The 18,697-nt window shown below is 44.6% G+C and carries 16 protein-coding genes and 1 tRNA gene; 8 read left to right on the forward strand and 9 right to left on the reverse strand.

Annotated elements, in window-relative coordinates; genetic code table 11:
* Nucleotides 1-73: 73 nt before the first annotated feature.
* From ACF8CV_RS23615 to yejK, 3 genes are all read right to left on the reverse strand, one after another.
* Nucleotides 74-1,237, reverse strand: a complete 1,164-nt coding sequence (locus ACF8CV_RS23615) for a hypothetical protein (protein WP_025505644.1) — start codon at nucleotides 1,235-1,237, stop codon at nucleotides 74-76.
* A gap of 108 nt (nucleotides 1,238-1,345) precedes the next feature.
* Nucleotides 1,346-2,536: an Hpt domain-containing protein gene (locus ACF8CV_RS23620; RefSeq protein WP_069522951.1), complete on the reverse strand. Its 1,191-nt coding sequence runs from the start codon at nucleotides 2,534-2,536 to the stop codon at nucleotides 1,346-1,348.
* 207 nt (nucleotides 2,537-2,743) lie between these two features.
* Complete coding sequence (gene yejK, locus ACF8CV_RS23625; RefSeq protein ID WP_025523405.1) at nucleotides 2,744-3,742, reverse strand: nucleoid-associated protein YejK; 999 nt, start codon at nucleotides 3,740-3,742, stop codon at nucleotides 2,744-2,746.
* 85 nt (nucleotides 3,743-3,827) lie between these two features.
* Here yejK and ACF8CV_RS23630 point away from each other — a divergent pair, with 85 nt between their 5' ends.
* The 3 genes from ACF8CV_RS23630 to ACF8CV_RS23640 all read left to right on the forward strand — a co-directional run bounded on the left by ACF8CV_RS23630 (nucleotide 3,828) and on the right by ACF8CV_RS23640 (nucleotide 6,132).
* Nucleotides 3,828-4,055, forward strand: coding sequence for a YejL family protein (locus tag ACF8CV_RS23630; protein ID WP_005461743.1), 228 nt, complete (start codon nucleotides 3,828-3,830; stop codon nucleotides 4,053-4,055).
* Nucleotides 4,056-4,078: 23 nt separating this feature from the next.
* Nucleotides 4,079-5,887, forward strand: coding sequence for a DUF3413 domain-containing protein (locus tag ACF8CV_RS23635; protein ID WP_015297072.1), 1,809 nt, complete (start codon nucleotides 4,079-4,081; stop codon nucleotides 5,885-5,887).
* A gap of 154 nt (nucleotides 5,888-6,041) precedes the next feature.
* Nucleotides 6,042-6,132, forward strand: a tRNA-Ser gene (locus tag ACF8CV_RS23640).
* 168 nt (nucleotides 6,133-6,300) lie between these two features.
* Here ACF8CV_RS23640 and ACF8CV_RS23645 read toward each other — a convergent pair.
* Entirely contained in the window at nucleotides 6,301-7,209 is a 909-nt protein-coding gene (locus ACF8CV_RS23645) for a histone deacetylase (protein WP_138937870.1), read from the reverse strand.
* Between the two features lie 270 nt (nucleotides 7,210-7,479).
* Here ACF8CV_RS23645 and ACF8CV_RS23650 point away from each other — a divergent pair, with 270 nt between their 5' ends.
* Nucleotides 7,480-8,169: an SDR family oxidoreductase gene (locus tag ACF8CV_RS23650; protein ID WP_005461744.1), complete on the forward strand. Its 690-nt coding sequence runs from the start codon at nucleotides 7,480-7,482 to the stop codon at nucleotides 8,167-8,169.
* Nucleotides 8,170-8,290: 121 nt separating this feature from the next.
* Nucleotides 8,291-8,497 carry a hypothetical protein gene (locus ACF8CV_RS23655; RefSeq protein WP_005461782.1) on the forward strand — a complete coding sequence of 69 codons (207 nt, stop codon included), beginning with the start codon at nucleotides 8,291-8,293 and terminating at the stop codon, nucleotides 8,495-8,497.
* 50 nt (nucleotides 8,498-8,547) lie between these two features.
* Here the strand turns inward: ACF8CV_RS23655 and ACF8CV_RS23660 are convergent, their stop codons facing one another.
* From ACF8CV_RS23660 to ACF8CV_RS23670, 3 genes are all read right to left on the reverse strand, one after another.
* A complete protein-coding gene (locus ACF8CV_RS23660) occupies nucleotides 8,548-10,512 on the reverse strand; it encodes a DNA topoisomerase III (protein WP_138937871.1) in 1,965 nt (654 codons plus the stop codon).
* Nucleotides 10,513-10,617: 105 nt separating this feature from the next.
* Nucleotides 10,618-11,166, reverse strand: coding sequence for an NAD(P)H nitroreductase (locus ACF8CV_RS23665; RefSeq protein ID WP_005461733.1), 549 nt, complete (start codon nucleotides 11,164-11,166; stop codon nucleotides 10,618-10,620).
* Between the two features lie 179 nt (nucleotides 11,167-11,345).
* Nucleotides 11,346-13,358, reverse strand: a complete 2,013-nt coding sequence (locus ACF8CV_RS23670) for an NADPH-dependent 2,4-dienoyl-CoA reductase (RefSeq protein WP_031849985.1) — start codon at nucleotides 13,356-13,358, stop codon at nucleotides 11,346-11,348.
* 225 nt (nucleotides 13,359-13,583) lie between these two features.
* Between ACF8CV_RS23670 and sppA the strand changes: the two genes are divergently transcribed.
* Together sppA and ansA are read left to right on the forward strand one after the other, a co-directional pair.
* A complete protein-coding gene (gene sppA, locus ACF8CV_RS23675; protein WP_025526832.1) occupies nucleotides 13,584-15,434 on the forward strand; it encodes a signal peptide peptidase SppA in 1,851 nt (616 codons plus the stop codon).
* A 165-nt stretch (nucleotides 15,435-15,599) separates the two neighbouring features.
* On the forward strand, nucleotides 15,600-16,613 hold the full coding sequence (gene ansA / locus ACF8CV_RS23680) for an asparaginase (RefSeq protein ID WP_005479567.1): 1,014 nt from the start codon (nucleotides 15,600-15,602) through the stop codon (nucleotides 16,611-16,613).
* A 68-nt stretch (nucleotides 16,614-16,681) separates the two neighbouring features.
* On the opposite strand, the gene ACF8CV_RS23685 is transcribed toward ansA, so the two are convergent.
* Entirely contained in the window at nucleotides 16,682-16,966 is a 285-nt protein-coding gene (locus ACF8CV_RS23685; protein WP_017447818.1) for a YeaC family protein, read from the reverse strand.
* A gap of 101 nt (nucleotides 16,967-17,067) precedes the next feature.
* Between ACF8CV_RS23685 and ACF8CV_RS23690 the strand changes: the two genes are divergently transcribed.
* Complete coding sequence (locus ACF8CV_RS23690; protein ID WP_020841082.1) at nucleotides 17,068-17,889, forward strand: DUF2989 domain-containing protein; 822 nt, start codon at nucleotides 17,068-17,070, stop codon at nucleotides 17,887-17,889.
* Nucleotides 17,890-17,995: 106 nt separating this feature from the next.
* Here the strand turns inward: ACF8CV_RS23690 and msrB are convergent, their stop codons facing one another.
* Nucleotides 17,996-18,439, reverse strand: coding sequence for a peptide-methionine (R)-S-oxide reductase MsrB (gene msrB / locus ACF8CV_RS23695; protein WP_011106032.1), 444 nt, complete (start codon nucleotides 18,437-18,439; stop codon nucleotides 17,996-17,998).
* Nucleotides 18,440-18,697: the final 258 nt, after the last annotated feature.

Here is an 18,697-nt window from a genome sequence, read left to right on the forward strand (position 1 = left end):
GGAAGAACCTCCCTTCCGAATGAAAGACAAAGAAAAGAGCGCATTAGCGCTCTTTTTGTATCTAAACTACACGTTAGCTTTGTTTAACTTTTGTTTTCACCGCCGCTCGCTTGCCAAGCACATAACCTAAACCAAGCGGAGCGAAGAATATCGCAGCAATGAACAGAATAAAGTAGACAATTGTGCTCTTCACTAACTCTATCAACTTGGTCATGGCGAGATTCACAACCTCTTGAGACACTCTATCCATATCCTGAGCAAACTTCTCACGTTCATGAGTGATGATCAGAGCGATCTCTTGGCGCTCTCTTGCCACCATTTCTTCTAATGCTTGTCGCTCTTCACCTAACTGAGACAAACGCGCTTCGGTTTTTTGATCAATGTCGTCCACTAAAGGCTGCAGTTCAACCGCCATTTGTTCAGCCAAATAACGCATATACTCTGGGTTGTTATCGATGAAATCTCTCATTGAGTCAGCAGTCACTTGCAGACTGTTCAAAGCGGCATTAACCTTCTCAATGCTTGCCGAACTGTTCAACGCTAATAACTGCGCCTTCCAAGTCATGATCTTTGGCGTTTGTTCAGAGACCAAACTCAATCTATCGGATACATCTCCCAATGCTTCCGGCATCGTACCCAACGTTGTTACCGCGTCTTCCTCACTGATTTGATTGGCTTCTAACCAAGCACGGTAAGCGGGCGTTCTAATCATGCTTAAATCAGCAAACGGATACTGTCTAACAAAGTCAGCAACAAAGAGCTTCGTTTTATCGTAAACCTCTTTTTTCAACAGTGATTGAGCGAGCTGGTCTACCTCATTGGCTAAGTGTGCCGAGACTTGTTTGGCTTCATCCGTAGCAAAAATGTCACGGCCAGCGCCCGTTGCATAAAACTGGTTCATTTGATGAGTGAACACCCACGTATCAATCAATGCAGCCATTGGTGATACTTGATATGCTGCTGCTTGCAAGCCTTCTTCTGCATTGATCTTCCACAGCAGGACGTAAGACTGGTTCACTTTATCATTGGGGTCATACTGCTCTTGAAGCACATCGGCGGCTTGCTCAACTTGAGCAAAAAATTGAAGTGCATATTCGCGCGTTAAAATGCGCATATTAAGCTCTTGCTTGGTGAGAGGAACGGTCTGGCTGTCAATTTTCACTTCTAACAGGGAACACCCTGAAAGAGTGGTAACCAACCACAAAACCATTAGTGACGATAATCGACGAATGGACATGAAGCTACCTTTATCAAATTGTATAGAACAGGAATTAAGCGGAACCCAAGTGTAGGTTCGAACGCGCCTTTAATACCTCAACCGCCAACATTTTAAGTCAGAGGAATATCAATCTGTTAGCACTTCTCGTATCTTTTCACTGTTAAGAACTTTCTCTGCGAAAAGTGTTGTTTGTTGTAATACATCCCTTAATTGACAGAGCTTATTATCCGGTACTTCTTTGCCCTGTTTTATCAATAATTCTATCTCACCTGAGATGTAATGCAGGGGCATTGCACCTAAACTTCCTGACACCCCTTTCAGGCTGTGCGCCGCGCGCTGTGCGTTGTCTATATCTTCGTTTAGAAGTTTATGTAATTTAGAACCATCTTCAGCATGATCTTGAATAAAGACCTCGAGCAACATTCGGACAGCGCCTTCATCGCCAGAAAGCGAATCCAGCATTCTGTTTATATCGATAAACGGTTCTTGCGGAGCCAGCAATTCTTGTCGCGAATCAGGGGTTAGCTCTTGCGTTTTATTCGCTTGAGCATCACTTGCCAACTCACGCGCTTTGTTCTCGTGTTCTAAAGAACTGGATGCGTTTTCAGTTTGAGAAACGGCAGGCTCTGATGAACTTGAATTCGCCACCGCATTTTTAGAGAAGACAGCCCATGAAACCACCGCCAACAGACAACCGCTCACGACAATGAGCCAAAAGATAAAAGAAACCAGTTTTTGTTCGAGCGTAGCCTTCATCGACACCAACTGATTAGGAAAATCTGGCTTTAATAACTGATTCGCCAAATAACTGCCCTGCGCATTCGCCGCAAGAACACTTGAGGTTTGTGCGAGTCGACGTTGAAATGCAGAACGCTCCCCTGTCGACAGTGAATCCGATTCGATGAACAGTAAATCCAGTTCGCGATAGGTATCCGTATTGGTGTTGGAATCGCTAAAAATCGATTCAAGAACCAAGGCTCCCAAGCGGTAATACATGTTTTCAATTTGCTGCGAGTTGTTTTCCGCACCTCGGCTGGTGTGCAGTTGCTCCGCCAACGATACCAACTCACCATCACTGCCAATAAAAGCGCGTGCACTTTCCAAAAATCGGTCAGTTGAATAAAGCAATTGCGTGACGTCTGGCCCATTCGCATCAGAGACCTCACTTTCTAATTGAAGACGAACCGCGTACACAAGCTGAAGTTTGAGTGAGACTTGATCGACATGCTTAACTCGATACGGCAACTCAAAATTAAAGAAGTTACGTACTTCCTCAACTTTACTGCCGAGTTCATTCAATGTGGAAAGCGTTTGCATCGTCTGCTTTGCTTGAAACCAAAGAGTTGCAGAAAATACACACCACAAAATGAATAAGAACCAAATAATCCGCTTAATCCCTGCTCTTAATTGATGCAACGCTCAGTCCTCATATAATCCATTAATTACAAGCATATACCATGTTCTGAGCTCTGGCTGTGCTTGCTTCACATAAAAAAAGAGAGCCTAGGGCTCTCTTCATAAGAATTAGTTACGACTTAACTGATCTTTCAAGTTTGGCGGTGTCCCTTTGATCGTCAGCGTATCTGTTTCTGGGTCGTAGAAAATACGCTCGCCCAATAACAAGCTGTCAAAGCTGATATTTAAACCACCGCCAGCACCCACATATTTAGTCAGCTTACGAACCGTTGAGCGATCACCAGGGAATGATTCTTCAAGCTCGTAACCTTGCTCTTTGGTGAAGTCCATAAAGCTCGTACCATCTTGGCTTGGCGGTAACTCACCAGAAAGTTCAGAAATTTGAACCTCTTCGCCAGATTTGATCTGCTCGTTACAGTAGTTATAGACCTGCTTTTTGTACTCGTTAACTTCTTGCTTTTCCAACTTAGAATCCGCACAGAAGTCATCCACCGCTTGCATCAACACAAGGTTTTGCTGTTTCGTGTCTAAGCCAATATCGGCTTGCAGAAAATCAAGGAAGAAGTCAGCGACTTTACGACCAACACGCCCTTTGATGTATTGTAGGTAACGGTTAGATTCTTTATCCGTCTCGTAACTCGAAAGGTCAATGCGCGCCGCGATGTCCATCTTCGTGATATCGAGGTAGTCCGTCGCGCTGATGTCCAAACCCTCAGTCACTTTCAGGCTTTGGTTCATCGGCAAGATACCAATGAAAAGATAATCTGTTGCTAAACTTTGGTACTCAGCAAAAACCAAAATGCCTTCATCCGCAAATGGGTACTTAATCAGTTCTTCTTTCAGGCGATTTGCACTAATTTGTGAGAAGTCGTAAAAATCTCGCTCTCCTTTGCGCATTTCTTGAAGCCAAAATTGAAATTCGCTGTCTGACTGGAAAGAGCCAAAACCTTTACCAACTTTAGAATGGAATACTCGATGGAGCTCTGCGACGAGATTTTCAGTTGAAGCATCGTTTTCTAGTGATGCTGAACGAAGTTTAACAACCAGTTCGTCCTGATCGTTTTTGCACAGTTGATGCAGAATAACGTTTGAAAGATGAAGGCTCATAGTGATTTTATCTTGCTACAAGGTTTTAGTTGATGGGCATTGTAGGTTATCATAAGCCGCTTTTACTATCATTATTAGAGTCTTTATGCCGATTACATCTAAATATACTGACGAACAAGTAGAGAAAATTCTTGCTGAAGTCGCTTTGGTTCTTGAAAAACATGCCGCTTCTCCTGAATTGACGCTAATGATTGCCGGAAATATCGCAACGAATGTCTTAAATCAACGTGTTGCAGCTTCACAACGCAAACTGATTGCTGAAAAATTTGCTCAGGCGCTGATGTCTTCATTAGAAACACCAAAAACACATTAATAACGGATAAATAGAACACATACATGGTAGACAGCGGAAACTCATACGGCGAACGTGTATCTCGACTGGTTGGTTGGGGTCATTGGTTTGCATTCTTCAACATCGTAGCTTCGATGTTGATAGGCACACGCTACATTGTTCAGTCCCCTTGGCCCGAGACGTTGCTGGGTCAGTTCTATCTTGCGGTTTCGTGGGTTGGCCATTTTGGCTTCCTTGTTTTCGCTCTCTACTTATTGGTTCTGTTCCCGTTGACGTTTGTCCTGCCATCACGGAAGTTATTCCGTTTGGTGGCAGTGATCTTTGCCACTGTTGGACAAACAATCTTATTGATTGATACCCAGGCATACCAATCCATTAACCTGCACCTAACCCCTGTGGTTTGGGAGCTGTTATTCAGCGACGATAAAAGTGCGTTAAGCTCGGATCTACAACACCTGTTTGTTGTGATGCCGCTGATATTCCTTGTTCAGCTCGCCTTATCAGAATGGGTTTGGCGTAAACAGCGCAAACTGTCTCACAAACACGTTGGTCGTCCACTGGCTGCCGTGTTCTTTTTGAGCTTTATGACCAGCCATTTGGTCTACATTTGGGCTGATGCCTATTTCTATAATCCGATCACGAGCCAACGCTCAAACTTCCCGCTTTCTTACCCAATGACGGCGAAAAGCTTTATGGAAAAACATGGTCTGCTTGACCGTGAAGAGTACCTAAAACGCTTAGCGGAGAATGAAAATAACGTTGAGCTGGTGAACTACCCACTAGAAAAACTTGAATTCAACCGCCGTGTAAACAAGTTGAACGTGTTGATGATCAGCGTAAATAACCTGCGTGCAGACGCGCTGAATCAAGAAGAAATGCCAAACCTCTACGAGTTTGCACAACAAAACCAAAACTTCCGTAAACACTACAGCTCAAGCAATGATACATATGGTGCATTTGGCTTGTTCTATGGTTTACCAACGAGCTACGCATCTAGCATCAAGGCACAAGGTGCCTCGCCTGTACTTCTTGATGTACTTAAAGATCAAGGCTACACCTTCGGTTTGTTTAGCGGCAGCGGTTTTGAAGATGACCTTTATTCAGAAATCGTCTTCCGAGGCGTAAACCTAGCTGAAAAACTGGATGGTACTCAAGCCCATACCGATAAACAATCTATCGCCGATTGGAACATGTGGCTAACGGAAAAAGCGAACCAGCCTTGGTTCAGCTACATCGAAGTTACTACGGTAGATAATTTTGAATCTATCCCATCGAACTCGAAAGAAGATATGTCGGCGAGTGAACGCTTCAAAAATGCTTATGAGTTTGCCGTGAAATCTGCGGATGACAAAGTCGGCGGTATTATCAAAACACTTGAAGACGCTCAATTATTGGTAAACACCGTTGTTATCGTCACTTCCAACCATGGCAGTGAGTTTAACGAAACCAATACCAATAGCTGGGGCGCAAACAGTAACTACAGTCGTTACCAATTGCAGGTGCCTATGGTAATCCATTGGCCTGGTATGATGGCTGGTGAGTTTAATCACAGCACGAGCCATTTAGACCTTTCAGTTACGCTACTGCAAGATATGCTTGGTGTATCGTCCAATCCATACGATTACAGCAGTGGTCGTAACTTATTTGACGAAAGCCGTCGCCGTTGGATTCTTGCTGGTGATACTCGAGAACTTGCTCTCATCACAAATAACCAAACTACCGTGATCGATAAGTTCGGGAACTACAAGCTATACGATGAGAACTACAAGCGCATGCGTGATGAAACGCCTAAACTGCCGGTTCTTATGCAAGGCCTAACCGAGTTGCAGCGTTTTTATTCTAAAAGTGAATAGTTGAGCACTCAAAGTTGATAGAAAAGCTCTCCAAATGGAGGGCTTTTTTGTTTATTTAAGCAACAAACAACACAAAATCGAACAGGAAACACTCAAACGAATAATTTAGGGGTTTACAAGGTTTTCAAAGCCTTATATTATTCGCGTCAACAACGGAGAGATGGCTGAGTGGTTGAAAGCACCGGTCTTGAAAACCGGCATACGTTAATAGCGTATCTAGGGTTCAAATCCCTATCTCTCCGCCACATTTAGAAAAAGCCCGCTAAGAAATTAGTGGGCTTTTTCGTATATTCAGATTTGAAAGGACTTGGACAAATCCCTCCTTGAATACAAGCCCAACACTCCGCCACATTTAGCAAAAGACCACTAATAAGTTAGTGATCTTTGTTCTGCCTAATTGCCTTCTTCAACTATCATGAGGCAAAGACTTCTGTCGCCGCTTTTATTAACTGCATGTGAATAGGTACAAGGTCTGCGTGGTTTGTTCTATATCCACCACCCACAACGGCGGCAACAGGAGTCCCTCTGTTTTTCATCAGTTGAAAAAGAAACCGATCACGCTCAAAAATTGCTTGAGTCGATACGTCAAAGTAACCAAGCTCATCATCTTGATGAATATCTACCCCAGCGTCGTAAATCACCATATCTGGACGATGGAGATTCAACGCCATCTCGACCACCTCTTTAAACGTCATCAAAAATGTTTCATCGTCTGTTCCTTTTGCTAACGGAACATCCAAATCAGACTGTGGTTTTCTCGCAGGAAAGTTTTTATCGCAATGAAAAGAGAGCGTCACGATGTCCGGCTCTTCTTGGCACAAGGTGGCGGTTCCATCACCATGATGAACATCACTATCAATAATTAAAACCTTATCAACGTGCTCGTTATCCAACATGTGTTTAGCCGCAATCACTAAATCGTTGAACAAACAGAATCCACTACCAAAATCTTTGTGAGCATGGTGGTAACCACCACTTAAGTGCAGTGCGATACCGTGTTCAAGCGCTTTTTCGGCTGTCAGAAGTGTACCAGCCGCTGAAGTCAGAGTTCGAGTGATCAGAGCTTCACTCCAAGGAAAGCCGATTCGACGCATTTTAGCGGCGGGCATATTACCTTGTGCCAGTAAGTCAACATAGTCCGCATCATGCACGCGCTTGATCGCTTCAATTGACAGTGCTTGTGGTTCAAAAAACTGCACCCACTCAGCTTGCACATCACGACGTACCTCTTCGTAGAGATATTGATACTTCATGATTGGGTAACGGTGCCCTTCAGGCAATTCAAGTTTTGAGTATATAGGGTGGTATATCAGTGGCAACATGAGACATTCTTTTCATACAACGTTGTGAAATATTACCAACTACAAAGGTTGAATAGAAATTAATTTAATTGATAATGATTTTCATTAAAAATTAAATTTCATACTCCAACGATGAAAAAAACGACATTTACGGTCCTAGGCGCTTTGTTTGGTTCCTTCTGTGCTATCTCTGTATTTATATCCCTGTTGTTTAGTGCATGGTGGTTAGTTGATTTTGTCGCATTCAGCTAACACAATAGTTTGATAACGTGTCTTACCAGAGAGTTAAAAATGGCCCATAGTGTTTTTATCACAGGCGCAAATCGTGGTATTGGTTTGAGTCTGACAGAGCTTTATCTTGAACGCGGGTGGAACGTCCACGCTACTAGCCGTAACGTCACAGACAGTGACGAACTACAAGCTTTGAGAGCACGTTACTCCTCTTTGAGCTTGCATGAACTGGATGTTACTGATTACGCAAAAATCGCGTTACTTGCTCAGAGCCTGCCACCTATCGACCTTTTGATTAACAACGCTGGTTACTACGGCCCTAAAGGTTATGGGTTTGGAAACACCGATGTGGATGAATGGCGTAAAGTACTTGAGATTAATACGATAGCGCCACTTAAACTGGTCGAAACGCTCTATCCACAACTGCAACAAGGACAGTTGAAAAAAATCGCCTGCATCTCTTCAAAAGTCGGGAGTATGACGGAGAATACATCGGGTGGCGGCTATATTTATCGCTCGTCAAAGGCGGCACTCAATTCCGTAGTCAAAAGCTTAAGCAATGACTTAACGCCTGACGGTTTTACTGTCCTTGCTTTGCACCCTGGTTGGGTACGCACCACAATGGGTGGGCCAAATGCACTTATAGATGCAGAGACATCAGCTCAAGGGCTGGCACAAGTTATTGACCAAAGCACCGTTGAACACTCTGGTCAATTCATCAATTACGACGGAACTTCGCTTCCTTGGTAAGTATTTTATAAAAAGATGAGAGGTAGGTTAGCTTTATGCTTTCTACTTCTCTGACAACCTTGAATTTCTGCGTTTCCTTTCCAGACTTAGTAAGGCTATCAAACAAATAAGGAGAGTGAGCATGGCTGCGGATAGAGATCTGGTGAATTTTAGTGAAGATCACGAACTCAACTACTGCTTAAGAAGCGCAGGGAAACGTCAAACACAAGCGAATCGCGATGCGTTGGTCGATTTAGGTAAGCAAGTCAAACAAGTCTCGGGCAAACGAGTTCTTACGCAAGATGATGTAAGAGGTGCCATTCAAAATCACGGCGATCTGTTTGAGTAACACCACCACAAACAACAAGCAAAAGCGGCGCTATCATGCGCCGCTTTTGTTTAAGAGCTCTTTCGCTTTGAGGCTCCCGCTTTCGATGCCCCACTCTTTGGGTAGCTTCGCTTTTTACGCTTGAACGCCGGACGTTCGACTTTAGGTAAGTGGCGCAGAGAATCCGGTATTGGCCCTGATTTTACTTGGCTCATCAACCCATCAATACGCTGTTCAAGTGCCTGCATGAAAGGTTGATAAGCTTGATTTCTTTCTGCCATCCCCTGAAGTTGGTGCTCCCAATGAGCGGTCATGTCAGGATACGTCGCATCTTGTGGTAATGCGTTGATTAACCCTCGTCCAGCTTGCGAGCTGAGTATGGATTTACCTTGCCTTGTCAATAACTGACGCTTAAAGAGCGTATCCAAAATACCCGCACGAGTCGCTTCCGTACCTAATCCATCTGTGTCGCGCAGAATTTTTTTCAACTCTTTATCGGCAACATAACGAGCAATTCCCGTCATCGCTTGCAGCAGAGTGGCTTCAGTAAAGTGTTTTGGTGGCTCAGTTTTTCGGTCTTTAATTTCACCTTCACGACATGTTAACACCGTGCCTTCACTTAACGGTGGCACCGCATCAATACCTTCGTCTTCTTTATCCGTTTTTCCCATCAGCGCTTTCCACCCCGACGAAACAAGTTGACGACCTTTAGCGATGAAAATGCCACCAGCGATGTCGAATACCAATTTCGCTTCGGCATAGACAGCCGCAGGATAAAACTGCATTAAATATTGGCGCGCAATGAGCTGATACACTTTCATTTCGTTGCCAGACAGCGCATTAACGTTGGCTTGCTTAGGCGTTGGAATGATGGCGTGGTGAGCATCGACTTTTTTGTCATTCCACGCTTTCGACTTAATCGATAAGTCGGCACCATTCACTGCGCTTTGCAGTTCTTTGGCGTTGTTTACAATAGCGGATGTAACCGTTCCAGCTTGAGAATAATGCTCCAACGGCAAGTAGCGACAATCAGAACGCGGATAAGTGATCAGTTTGTGCTTTTCGTATAGTGCCTGACAAGTATCTAGCACCTGCTGCGCACTCATGCCATAACGCTTTGCTGCATCAATCTGCAAAGCAGACAATGAATATGGCAATGGTGCAGATTGCTTGGTTTGCTTCTGCTCTGATTCCTTCACTATCGCTGGCTGGTTCGCGATCCGATTAGCGACGTTTTCGACTAACTTGCGATTTAATACTCGCCCTTCTTCATCCTGCCATGGTTTGCAAGCCTCACTGGGTTTCCAGCGTGCGCGAATATCAAACGCCCCATTTTGGTCTTGATACGGGATCAATGCGTGCAGCGTGAAGTAATCTTTCGGAACAAAGTTTTCAATTTCTTCATCTCGACGGACGACAAGCCCTAGAACCGGAGTTTGCACACGCCCAACCGAGAGCACACCTTGGTAGCCAGCCTTTTGTCCCAGCAAGGTATAAGCGCGAGACATATTCATTCCATACAACCAATCCGCCCGTGAGCGCGCGAGAGCGGAAACAGACAGAGGAATAAAATCACGATTACTGCGCATTGAGTTTAGTGCGCGCTTCACCGCAGGTAAGTTCAAGTCAGAAATCAGCAAACGTTGTGTCGCTTCTTTCTTAGTTTTGGAAAGCTTGCAGTAGTCGAGAACCTCATCAACTAATAACTGCCCTTCACGGTCTGGGTCTCCCGCATGAATCACTTCAGTTGCTTCTTTGAGCAATTTACGAATCACGGTTAACTGCTTACTGGCACTTTTTCTCGGTCTAAGTTGCCATTGCTGAGGAACAATCGGCAGATCGGCCATGTTCCATTTTTTGTAGCGTTCATCGTAAGCGTCTGGCTCAACTTGCTCTAGCAAATGACCAATACACCACGTCACCACATCACCATTTCCACAACGGATAAAGCCTTGGTCTTTCTTTTGGGGATTAGGTAAAGCAGCCGCAATAGCACGACCTAGACTGGGTTTTTCAGCAATAAACAGACGAGACATAAGGATTTGGAAATCAAAATAATTAGGGCCACATTATCGAATGTAGCCCTAAGAAATCAAGGAAAAACTGTATAAATGAACAGTAAGCGTTATCTAGGTATGTATTTATTGAAATTCAACAAACTTAGACAAATCGCGCTCTGGCACTTTCATTGGAGTACAACCTGGTGTACCAAGGTATAGAAATCCAACAATTTCATCTTCACCTTCTAGGCCAAATGCTTGATGTACCTCAGGGTGGAACATCCATTTACCTGAACGCCAAAAACCTTGGAAACCTTGCGCAACCGCCGCCATTTGCATTGCTTGAACAGCGCAGCCCGCAGAAAGATATTGTTCCAATGCAGGGACTTTTTCATGCTCGGTTACTTTCGCGATCACGGTAATGACCATTGGGGCACGAAACGGCGCATTTTTCACTTTTTCGATCACGGCTTCATCACTATGGTCTGCAATCGCGGCTTTCACCAAAATATCTGATAGCTTCTTCAAACCATCACCTTGAGCAATCACAAAACGCCAAGGGGTTAAGCCCGCATGGTCAGGAGCACGAAGACCTGCACGAATAATATTCTCCAACGCTTTGCCCTCTGGTGCTGGCGCAGATAATTTGGCGATAGAGCGACGGTTAAGCAAAAGATCGAGAGCTTCCATGAGCGAGTCCTTATTGAATCTAACTGTTATTTTCTTTGCTGCTCACTTTAGCATAATCCTCTCACTCGAATAACAATCTGTTTTTTAGGGATTATCGTGATGATTCACACAAACCGAGAGCAACAGAAACAAAAAAGCTGCGCATCACACGCAGCTTTTGAGTCATATAAAGCTTGATGTTATAGCTTCACAGCAAGTTTTACGCCTTGGCGAATTGCGCGTACTGCATCCAACTCACCGGCATGATCAGCGCCACCGATGATATGCAGTTTTTCACCAAGTTCAGACCACTTGTCTTCAAACGGACGTACTGATTCCTGTCCCGCACAAATAACGACTTTATCAGCCTCTAAAAGCTGCGCCTTACCATCTACATGAATGTGTAAACCGTTGTCATCAATTTTGTCATAAGACACGCCACCAAGCAGATGCACTCCGCGTTTTTCTAATGTGCGTTTATGGATCCACCCTGTCGTTTTACCCGGTCCTTTACCAACACGACCTTTGCGACGTTGAAGCACCCACACTTCTTTGTCACTCACCGCGTCTGGGTATGGGTACAGTCCACCTGGTTGCGACATTTCTTTATCAATGCCCCATTCATGCAGCCAATCATCCAACGTTTGCCCAGCTGGCTCGGTAATCATTGTCGCAACATCAACACCAATACCACCAGCACCAACAATGGCGACTTTTTCACCGACAGGCGTTTTGTCACGAATCAGCGTTTGGTAATCCACCACTTTTCCTGCATTATCAATACCTTCGATATTGACCTTACGAGGTTCAACACCAGAAGCCATCACAACCTCATCGTACTCTGTCAGCAAGTCGTAGTTCGCTTCCGTAGACAAATGCAGATTTACACCCGTTTCATCAATTCGGTTAGCAAAGTATCGAATCGTTTCTCTGAATTCCTCTTTGCCCGGGATTTGCATCGCTAAGCGGAATTGCCCACCAATTCGGTCGTTCTTTTCAAACAGATCAACTTTATGACCACGTTCAGCTAAAGTCGTCGCACAAGCTAAACCAGCAGGGCCTGCGCCTACAACGGCAATATTTTTCTTCTTGAACGTTGGTTCAACCACAATTTCTGTTTCGTAACAGGCAAGTGGATTGACGAGACAACTAGCGCGCTTACCTTTAAATACGTTGTCCAGACACGCTTGGTTGCAGCCGATACACGTATTAATAAACTGCGCTTTCTCTTGTTCTGCCTTCGCGACAAAGTATGGATCCGCCAAGAACGGGCGAGCCATTGACACCATATCCGCCTGACCAGAAGCAAGGATTCGCTCTGCTTCATCAGGAGTGTTAATTCGGTTACAGGTGACAATTGGCACAGAAACGTGCGGTTTCACCTTCTCGGTTACCCATGTAAATGCACCGCGAGGTACTTGCGTTGCAATGGTCGGAATACGTGCTTCATGCCAACCAATACCAGTGTTGATAATGGTGACGCCCGCGTCTTCCAATCCTTTGGCTAATTCAATTACATCTTCAAACGTGCTGCCCTGCTCGACGAGATCCAGCATCGAAAGGCGGAAAATGATGATGAACTTCTCACCCACCGCTTTACGTACAGCTTTCACTATCTCCAACGGGAAGCGCATGCGTTTTTTGTAACTGCCGCCCCAATCGTCATATCGCATATTGGTGCGCTTACAAAGGAACTGATTGATCAAATAACCTTCTGAGCCCATTAATTCCACGCCGTCATAACCGGCAAGTTGAGCGAGTTCAGCGCTATTGGCAAATGCATCGATGGTCTTTTTGATCTGACGCTCGCTCATTTCACTCGGCGCAAACTTCGCGATCGGCGCTTTAATGCCAGAGGCGCTCTGCGCAAACGGGTGCATCGCATAACGCCCAGCATGTAAAATCTGTAGCGCAATTTTGCCACCATGCTTGTGCACAGCATCGGTGACTACTCGGTGCGCCTTTGCGTGTTTTGGCTTACTAAACTCCGCACTTAACGGGTGCAGACGACCGCGTAAATTCGGTGAAAAACCGCCGGTCACGATAAGCCCGACGCCACCTTTCGCGCGCTCTTCATAAAACGCGGCGAGCTTTTGCAATCCTTCCTTGTGCTCTTCTAGGCCTGTGTGCATTGATCCCATCAGGACTCGGTTTCGTAATTGTGTAAAACCTAAGTCCAGTGGTTTTAATAAATTAGGGTACATGGCAGACATCACTAAACATCCATTTTTATTATCATGGTCTGACCAGACTACGTCCGGAAAACCAAAAAATCAAACAGGCGTTTACATTTTTGTAACACCGATCAATCTCGCGCGAAAATATGCCAATTGTTGAGTGAGCGTGATAAGCTAAAAAAATGTTATCTTTTGAGATCTTAGAGATAAGAACCCATACTTTGTAAGATTAGGGAAAGACTATCTCGTTATGGAGACAAGATGAAAAAACTCTTCAAATTTATTGGTTTGATATTTAAGGGGATATGGAAAAGCATCACCTTTATCAGACTCGCGTTGGCAAACCTGATCTTCCTTTTGATGATCGCCGTGTTTTACTTTGCGTTTACCTACACTGGCGAAGGACGACCTGTTATCGAGAAAGAATCTGCTTTGGTTATGAACCTTTCTGGTCCCATCGTGGAACAGCGTCGTTATGTCAATCCAATGGACTCAGTTGCAGGTTCTCTTTTAGGTAACGAGATGCCAAAAGAGAACGTTTTGTTCGATATCGTGGACACCATTCGCTACGCAAAAGACGATGCCAAAGTCTCTGGCTTGGTATTGGCACTGCGCGATCTCCCAGAAACGAACTTAACGAAACTTCGTTACATTGCTAAAGCGTTAAACGAGTTTAAGGCATCAGGTAAGCCAGTTTACGCGGTGGGTGACTTTTACAATCAGAGCCAATATTACTTAGCAAGCTACGCCGATAAAGTGTACATGGCGCCTGATGGTGGCGTACTGATTAAGGGCTACAGCGCTTACTCTATGTACTACAAAACTCTGCTAGAGAAGCTAGACGTATCCACTCACGTTTTCCGAGTCGGTACTTACAAATCGGCTATCGAACCGTTTATTCGTGACAACATGTCGGATGCGGCAAAAGAGTCTGCCACTCGCTGGGTCACTCAGTTGTGGAGCGCGTTTGTCGATGACGTGACGACTAACCGCAACATCAACGCCAAAGTGCTAAACCCAACGATGGAAGAACTGCTTACCGAGATGAAATCTGTGGATGGTGATTTGGCGCAATTGGCAGTCAAAATGGGGTTAGTTGATGAATTGGCGACACGCCAAGATATTCGTACCCTATTCGCCAAAGAATTTGGTAGCGATGGTAAAGACAGTTACAACGCCATTAGTTATTACGACTACCTAGCGACGATTCGCCCAGACTACACACTCGCGAACCATGATATTGCTGTTGTTGTTGCAAGTGGCGCCATCATGGATGGTCAACAACCTCGTGGAACAGTAGGCGGTGACACGGTTGCAAGTCTACTGCGTCAAGCGCGTAACGATGAGAAGGTAAAAGCAGTCGTGCTTCGCGTAGACAGCCCTGGTGGCAGTGCGTTTGCGTCAGAAGTGATTCGCAACGAAGTGGAAGCGCTAAAAAAAGCAGGCAAACCTGTTGTAGTTTCGATGTCGAGCTTAGCGGCCTCTGGCGGTTACTGGATTTCAATGAGCGCAGATAAAATCGTCGCACAACCAACAACACTGACAGGTTCTATTGGTATCTTCAGCGTTATTACGACGTTCGAAAAAGGCTTCAGCAAACTTGGTATCAACACCGACGGCGTTGGCACCTCACCGTTTTCTGGCGACGGCATTACGACTGGCTTGTCTGAAGGCGCGTCTCAAGCGTTCCAATTAGGCATTGAGCATGGCTACAAACGCTTTATCTCTTTGGTTGGTTCAAACCGAGGTATGACGGTAGAAGAGGTAGACAAAGTCGCGCAAGGCCGAGTTTGGACAGGTCAAGATGCCTTATCATTCGGTCTTGTTGACCAAATGGGTGACTTCGATGATGCCGTTGAGTTAGCTGCGAAGCTGGCGAACGTGACAGATTACGGGATTTACTGGGTTGAAGAGCCATTGTCACCAACAGAACTATTCCTACAAGAATTCATGAATCAGGTGAAAGTATCCCTTGGTGTTGACGCAACAAGCCTTCTGCCAAAGAGCCTTCAACCTGTGGCTCAACAGTTCGAACAAGATGCAAGTCTGCTTCAAAGCTTTAACGATCCGAAAGGACAATACGCTTTCTGTTTGAACTGCCAAGTACAGTAGATTTTCAGTAAGAAATACAAAGGGCATCTCTACGTGAGATGCCCTTTTTTTATTGAGCTCAACATCTCCTCAGATGACTTTCATATGCTGTGCGCCGAGCCTCGCATCTCAAGGTTATTTAGGTATATAATCCCGCCTCTGTTCCCCTACATGAAAGAAAAAACGATGACTAGAAAACACATCTACATCGCTTACACCGGTGGCACCATCGGTATGCTAAAATCGGACCACGGTTACGTTCCAATCGCTGGCTTTATGGAAAAACAGCTTGCCAGCATGCCGGAATTTCACCGTCCAGAGATGCCGGAATACACTATCCACGAATATGATCCTCTTATCGATTCATCAGATATGACACCAGCAGACTGGCAACAAATCGCTGATGACATTCGTGACAACTACGACAAGTACGATGGTTTCGTTATTCTGCACGGCACTGACACGATGGCTTACACCGCGTCGGCTTTGTCTTTCATGCTAGAAAACCTGGGTAAGCCAGTTATCGTTACTGGTTCTCAAATTCCTTTGGCTGAACTGCGCTCTGATGGTCAAGCAAACTTACTAAATGCTCTGCACATCGCAGCAAACTACCCAATCAACGAAGTCACCTTATTCTTCAACAATCAGTTGATGCGTGGCAACCGCAGCACAAAATCTCATGCTGACGGCTTTAATGCATTTACGTCACCAAACTTGCCGCCATTGTTGGAAGCGGGCATCAACATTCAGATTAGCAACAGCATCAAGGTGAACGCGCAACCTGAAGGTGAGTTCAAAGTTCACAACATTACTCCTCAACCAATCGGAGTGATCACAATGTATCCGGGTATTTCGCATGAAGTTATCCGCAATACCTTGCTTCAGCCAGTGAATGCAATGATTTTGCTAACCTTTGGTGTGGGTAACGCTCCGCAAAACCCAGAACTACTAGGCCATCTTAAAGAAGCCTCTGAGCGTGGTGTTATTGTGGTCAACCTTACTCAATGTTTGGCTGGTAAAGTCAACATGGGCGGTTATGCGACAGGCTGTGCGTTGGCAGATGCAGGCGTAATTAGCGGTTACGATATGACGCCAGAAGCGGCGCTCGCAAAACTGCACTTCTTATTGAGCCAAAACCTGTCTTACGAAGAAGTAAAAGAGAAAATGCAGGAAGTACTGCGTGGCGAAATGAGCCTGTAATCGCTTCTTCGAATATAAAAAAAGCCCAATATTGATTGGGCTTTTTACTTTGGCATGAAGTGACAGAATCAATCGAGATTCGGGTTTACACGAACAATGTCACTTTCATCGGTATTGAACTGTTTTTTCAGTTCCTGTTTAGACTTAAAACTGATTTCACCACCAGCCGCAACCGTCATATGTTGCGCCTCGGTATTGTGTTTTGATTGATACAACATCACAGCTTGCATACACGAATCTCGCTGCTCTTTAGAAAGTGTTGTACCCTCAGGCCATCTTCCCGTTTCTACTGCATAAACCAAACGATCATAAACTTCTGGAGTTATCGCTTTTAATAGTTGTTCTGCGTCCATAATGTACCTTCTTATTACATTCTATTTACAGAACATAACGGGTTAAGAAACTGAGTCAAGAACACGAAAATGAATTGGTGTAACGGATCACAAGCAAAACCATGAAAAAAACATACTGGTTACTCGCCAGCCTCACTACCCTTACTTTGACGGGCTGTTTTGAAGGCAACGTTACAACAGAAGAGTTGTGTCAAAAAACGCCAGAGCTCCGTTGTGAAAACCTCAATATGGATGACGGTCAATGTCGAATTCCTAGAACCAAATTAATTTGGCACCGTTTTGAGCTACTGAAAAACCCATCAGAAGCAAACCAAATTACCGAATACAGCATCGTTGCTGATTATCGCAAATGTTTGGAGCTCGCGTCTCAGATCACCCCTATCGATCAAAGTGAGCTAAAAAGACAACGCTTTAATGCCTTGGTACACAGCATAGATGAACTCAAGCGTATCGTCGAAGAACTGAAAGGTTCTCAACAACCAGAGACGCTCTATTTTCTTTGGTCACAAACGGGCGATACACAAGCACGTCGTCAATTTTTACAAATGGAAGGCACACCCCAGTTAAATACTGCAGAAATGCAGTATGCCTTAGCCACTTTCTATACCAATAGAGACGCAAAAAAAACGCTAGTCTTGCTCAATAATGCTTTGGCTCTGTCAAACAAAGACAACCTAAACCCTGTGATACTTAAATCACTGGCAAGCATTAACCAAGGTTTAGGCGAGAAAAAGCAGGCGTACTTATGGGCGATGGTTGCCAAACGATTTGATGTACCTTTAGCGGATGAAAAGCAGTTGCAGCGTATGTACCACTTCGAGGATCCGAGCCAATACGAAAAGTTGGACAAGTTGGCCGATACGATTGCAAAGGCAATACGCAAAGGCAGTTACTCGCCCGATATGATCCCTAAAGACATGTAAACAAAAAACTCCCGCTTAGCCGGGAGTTTTTTTCCTATTACTGGTGATTATGAGTGGTCTAACGGTACGATGAAAGGATAAAACACTCTTAACAGCAAAAATGTCATTATTCGTCAGATTTGTTGAAAATTAACGACACCGAATTTACACAATAACGCTCGCCAGTGGTCTTCGGACCGTCTTCAAAAACGTGACCCAAATGGCTATCACAGCTCGCACAACGAATCTCCGTACGAACCATTCCGTGACTTAGATCTTCCAAATAGCGTATTGCTTCATTATTAAGAGGTGCATCAAAACTCGGCCATCCACAACCAGAGTCGTACTTGTTATCCGAGATAAATAGAGGGGCATTACAGCACGTACAAGCGTAAACGCCAGTCTCTTTATTATGCAGTAACTTACCACTGAACGGCGGCTCTGTACCTTGCTCTCGACAGACACGGAACTCTTCGTCAGATAACTGCTCACGCCACTGTTCATCAGACTTCGTTACTTTTTTTCCGCTTTGTTCCACGAATTTCGGTTCCTTCTTTACTATTTTGGGCATTGACTTTTTTAGCAAAAAACTTGCTTCTCGTAACAGTTGTAGCACATACTTTCTCACCAGGACACCATGTGTAATGAATTTGATACGAGTACTTATCTCGCAAGTTATATTACGCCAACTGGACTACAGAAGATTCAGTAAAAGTTTAAAAAACGAACATTTGCGAAGAATTGTTAAAAAAAGCGTCGCTTTTTTTTGACTTTAAACAAGTTAAGTCCGATTATCTGTTGCAGATGTTTACTGGATTCTGTAATTTTA

This window comes from Vibrio sp. zbq_1, assembly GCF_043102935.1.
Classification (GTDB): Bacteria; Pseudomonadota; Gammaproteobacteria; order Enterobacterales; family Vibrionaceae; genus Vibrio; species Vibrio parahaemolyticus.